This window comes from Nocardioides guangzhouensis (genome assembly GCF_004519545.1).
GTDB classification, from domain to species: domain Bacteria; phylum Actinomycetota; class Actinomycetes; order Propionibacteriales; family Nocardioidaceae; genus Nocardioides; species Nocardioides guangzhouensis.
This window is the reverse complement of the sequence record NZ_SDKM01000087.1, coordinates 1-4,052: the sequence shown is the minus strand read 5'-3', so window position 1 is coordinate 4,052 and position 4,052 is coordinate 1. Positions and strand designations below refer to the sequence as shown.

Annotated in this window: 6 protein-coding genes and 1 tRNA gene; 5 read left to right on the top strand and 2 right to left on the bottom strand. The window is 72.2% G+C overall.

The annotated features are described in order from the left end of the window. From EKO23_RS25570 to EKO23_RS24320, 5 genes are all read left to right on the top strand, one after another. Positions 1 to 432, top strand: a 432-nt coding sequence (locus EKO23_RS25570) for an ATP-binding cassette domain-containing protein (protein ID WP_484213840.1), incomplete at its 5' end; no start/stop codon positions are given. Then, complete coding sequence (locus EKO23_RS24335) at positions 429 to 1,214, top strand: ABC transporter permease subunit (protein ID WP_134721111.1); 786 nt, start codon at positions 429 to 431, stop codon at positions 1,212 to 1,214. The genes EKO23_RS25570 and EKO23_RS24335, both read left to right, overlap by 4 nt. A 144-nt stretch (positions 1,215 to 1,358) precedes the next feature. Continuing rightward, positions 1,359 to 1,649 (top strand): hypothetical protein, encoded by a 291-nt coding sequence (locus EKO23_RS24330; RefSeq protein ID WP_134721109.1) that lies wholly within the window; start codon positions 1,359 to 1,361, stop codon positions 1,647 to 1,649. A 42-nt stretch (positions 1,650 to 1,691) separates the two neighbouring features. Beyond that, positions 1,692 to 2,396: a ribonuclease PH gene (gene rph, locus EKO23_RS24325; RefSeq protein WP_134721107.1), complete on the top strand. Its 705-nt coding sequence runs from the start codon at positions 1,692 to 1,694 to the stop codon at positions 2,394 to 2,396. Beyond that, positions 2,393 to 3,040, top strand: coding sequence for a non-canonical purine NTP pyrophosphatase (locus EKO23_RS24320; RefSeq protein WP_281280998.1), 648 nt, complete (start codon positions 2,393 to 2,395; stop codon positions 3,038 to 3,040). The genes rph and EKO23_RS24320 overlap by 4 nt, the downstream gene beginning before the upstream one ends. Positions 3,041 to 3,099: 59 nt before the next feature. Here EKO23_RS24320 and EKO23_RS25565 read toward each other — a convergent pair whose 3' ends face one another. Together EKO23_RS25565 and EKO23_RS24305 are read right to left on the bottom strand one after the other, a co-directional pair. After that, entirely contained in the window at positions 3,100 to 3,654 is a 555-nt protein-coding gene (locus EKO23_RS25565; RefSeq protein ID WP_167880638.1) for a hypothetical protein, read from the bottom strand. A gap of 261 nt (positions 3,655 to 3,915) precedes the next feature. Beyond that, a tRNA-Leu gene (locus EKO23_RS24305) sits at positions 3,916 to 3,989 on the bottom strand. Between the last annotated feature and the right edge of the window lie 63 nt (positions 3,990 to 4,052).

Here is a 4,052-nt window from a genome sequence, read left to right as displayed (position 1 = left end):
CTCGACCCGGCCGGCATCCGCTGGATGCGCGGCCTGCTCAAGCAGTACGCCGAGCGGGGCGGCACCGTCCTGCTGTCCAGCCACCTGCTGCACGAGGTCCAGCAGATCGCCGACGACCTGGTCATGATCGGCCGCGGCCGGATCGTCGCCCAGGGCACCCCCGAGTCGCTGCTGCAGGACTCCGGCACGTTCGTCCGGGCGGTCGAGAGCGACCAGCTCGCGGCCGCGCTGGAGCAGGCCGGTATCGCCACCACGCCGCACCAGAACGGCCTGCGCGCCGAGGCCGAGGCCCTCCAGGTCGGCAAGGTCGCCGCCGCCAACACCATCACCCTGATCGAGCTGCGCCCGAACGACGGCGGCCTCGAGGACCTCTTCCTCGAGCTGACCGCGGACGCCCAGCGCGACGACCTCACGGAAGGAGCCGCGCAGTGAGCGCGACCGCAGCAGCCCCCGCCCCCGGGACGATCGACCTGTCCGGCTCCTCGAAGGTGCCGTTCACCCGGCTGACCCGGGTCGAGCTGCGCAAGATGGCAGACACGCTGGCGGGCTTCTGGCTGCTGGTGTCGATCGCCCTGATCACGGCCCTGATCATCGTCATCTTCTTCTTCGCGGCGCCCGACGGCGAGCGCACGTTCCTCAACTTCATGGGGGCCACCGCCACGCCACAGGGCTTCCTGCTGCCGGTGATGGGCATCCTGCTGGTCACCAGCGAGTGGGGCCAGCGGACCGCGCTGACCACGTTCGCCCTGGAGCCGTCGCGGGCACGTGTCATTGCCGCCAAGGTCGTGGCCGCGTGCCTGGTCGGCCTGGCCGCGATCGTGGTCGCCATCGCCCTCGCCGCCCTGGCCACCGTGGCTGCCGGCGAACCGGGGGCCTGGGAGAACATCGGCGCCGACGACTTCGGCAAGTTCGCGATCCTCCAGATCAGCGGCATCCTCCAGGGTCTGGCGTTCGGACTGGTGCTGCTGAACTCGGCGGCGGCGATCGTGCTCTACTTCGTGCTCCCGATCGCGTTCAACATCCTCGTCACGATCTGGTCACGGATGCAGGACATCGCTCCCTGGGTCGACCTCGGCACGTCCCAGCAGCCGCTGTTCAGTGGAGTGAACCTGAGCAGCGAGGAGTGGTGGCAGCTGGTCACCAGCTCCGCGATCTGGATCCTGCTGCCCTTCGTGATCGGCCTCTGGCGGGTCATGCGCGCCGAGCTGAAGTGACCTCCGCCTGACCCGACCCGGGTGACCACGGTCTCCGTCGGCGGCGTGGGCTTGCTCACAGACCCCCGGATCCCTTTGCGCGCAGAGGGGTCCGGGGGTCTTCAATGGTGTCCTGACCCCTCCGGTCCCAGAGAGGAGACGCCCGTGAGGAGCACGGACCTCGCCCGTCACGACCGCTACCGGCACCTGCGGGCGAACCTCGACCAGCACCGCGCCGCCATGTCGTTCCGGACCGTCAAGCAGTGGTGCGTCGTGTGCCAGCTCTTCGAGCCCGACGAGACCGGCCGCTGCCCGCTGTGCCGCCCGTCCGAGGGCGACGTGGTCGCGGACCTGCTGGCCGAGCCTGCAGCGGCCCCGGCCGTCACCGACCGGCGGCTCGAGGAGGCGGGCCTGCTCTCCGGTGACCTGGCGGACCGGGACGAGGGCGCGGCCTGACCGCGTCCCGCCCTGTCGGCGCCCGTCGGTAGGGTCGGCGCCATGACGCGCGCAGACGGCCGGGCCGACGACGAGCTCCGCCCCATCACGATCACCCGCAACTGGCTGGACCACCCGGCCGGCTCCGTCCTCATCGATTTCGGCGGCACCCGGGTGCTGTGTGCGGCGTCCGCCTCGGAGGGCGTGCCCCGCTGGCGCAAGGGCTCCGGCCTGGGCTGGGTCACCGCCGAGTACGCCATGCTCCCGGCCTCCACCAACACCCGCTCCGACCGCGAGTCGGTCAAGGGCCGGATCGGTGGTCGCACCCACGAGATCTCGCGGCTGATCGGCCGCTCGCTGCGCGCGGTCATCGACTACAAGAAGCTCGGTGAGAACACCATCGTCATCGACTGCGACGTGCTGCAGGCCGACGGCGGCACGCGCACCGCCGCGATCACCGGGGCGTACGTCGCGCTGGCCGACGCGTGCGCGCACCTCGGCGTCCCCGAGGCGCTGACCGGGTCGGTGGCCGCGGTCTCGGTCGGCATCATCGACGGCGTCCCGCGCCTCGACCTCCCCTACGAGGAGGACGTGCGCGCGGAGACCGACATGAACGTCGTGATGACCGGTGCCGGCGCGTTCGTCGAGGTCCAGGGCACCGCCGAGGGTCAGGCCTTCGACCGGGCCGAGCTCGACGCCCTGCTCACCCTGGCCGAGAAGGGCTGCGCCGACCTCACCGCGAAGCAGCAGGCGGCACTGGGCTCGTGACCGACACCCTCGACGGCGCCCCGCGGGTCTTCCTCGCCTCCCGCAACGCCAAGAAGCTCGTCGAGATGCGGCGCATCCTCGAGGACTACGTGCCCGGCGTGCAGGTGCTGGGCCTCGACGACGTCGAGCACTACGACGAGCCGGTCGAGGACCAGCCGACGTTCGAGGACAACGCGCTGCTCAAGGCCCGGGCCGCGGTCGCGGCCACCGGCCTGCCGTCGCTGGCGGACGACAGCGGCATCTGCGTCGACGCCCTCAACGGCATGCCCGGCGTGCTGTCCGCGCGCTGGTCCGGCCCGCCCAAGAGCGATGACCGCAACAACGAGCTGCTGCTGGCCCAGCTGGAGGACGTGCCCGACGAGCGTCGGGGGGCGGCGTTCCGGTGTGCGGTCGCCTTCGCCTACCCGATCGGCGCCGGTGGTGTCGCCGAGCACGTGGTGCACGGCGAGATGCCCGGCCGGATCATCCGCGAGCAGCGCGGCTCCGGCGGCTTCGGCTACGACGTGGTGTTCGTCCCGGACGACCAGGACGACGCGCTCACCTCGGCCGAGCAGCCGCCGGCGGAGAAGGACGCGATCTCCCACCGGGGGCGCGCGATCCGCGCCGTCGCTCCCGTCGTCGCCGACGTGCTGTCCGGCCTCTGACCCGGGCACCGCGGGCCGCCCGGCCCCGGCGGCTCAGTACTCCCAGGTCCAGCTGTCGATCAGGCGTCGTACGTCTCCATCGCCTCGTCGCTGTTCGCGGTGCTGGCGCTGGGGATCACGGAGTACGCCGTGCGGTCGTGGATCGCCAGGTAGGCGATCTGCACGGTCGGGCCGCCGTCCGGGTCGTCACGCTCGATCCTGGCGCCCACCGCGTCCTCGCCGTCGAAGGTGGTGCCGTCGTGGTCCTGAACGTCCGCGCCCGCGGCGCTGCGCATGTCCTGCACCCAGGTGTCGTGGACGTCGTCGGGCGAGACGTTGCCGACCCCGGGGCCGCGCTCCACGATCACGTTGGCCGGCGCTTCGTTGAAGCTCGTCCCCCACGCCGTCACCGTGTCCAGCGCCGGCGCCCCGGACACCGCGTCCTCGTCGGTGACGTCGCTCCAGTCCCCGGGGAGCGCATAGCTGTAGCCCTCGCCGTCGAGCCGTTCGTCGGAGAGCGCGGTCGGGTCCCCACCGGCCCGGCCGTCGCCGTCGTTGCCGTCACCGGCCGCGAGCAGCAGCGCGGTGGTCACGCCGCCGCCGACGAGGAGGAGGACCACGACCAGGCCGAGCACGACCGGGAGCCGGGACTTCTTCGGAGGCGTGGGCGGGTAACCCGGGGGAGGGCCGTGGGGAGGATGCTGTCCGCTGTACTGCCCGCCGTAATGCTGGGCCAGCCGGGCTGGCCCTCCGGGGGCGGCTGCCCGCGCTGCTGGGGCGGGCCGTACGGCGGATGCTGGTTGCTCACGATGGGTCCTGACCGGGCACGCTGGCCGGACGGAACCGGCGCGTGATGAGTGCTCCCCAGGCGCGGGAGGCGGCAAACCTCGGGACGGTACGCCCGGCGAGAGTCGAACTCGCACTGGCCAGGACCTAAACCTGGTGCCTCTACCTGTTGGGCTACGGGCGCGCACCGGAAACTCTAGGCGGTGCCCTCGCTCTGCTGGTTGAGGAGGGCGCTCTGCGCCCGTCT

Bases quoted from the DNA above. Each gene is read 5' to 3' on its own strand.
- rph (WP_134721107.1), top strand. From the start codon at position 1,692: ATGACGCGCGCAGACGGCCGGGCCGACGACGAGCTCCGCCCCATCACG.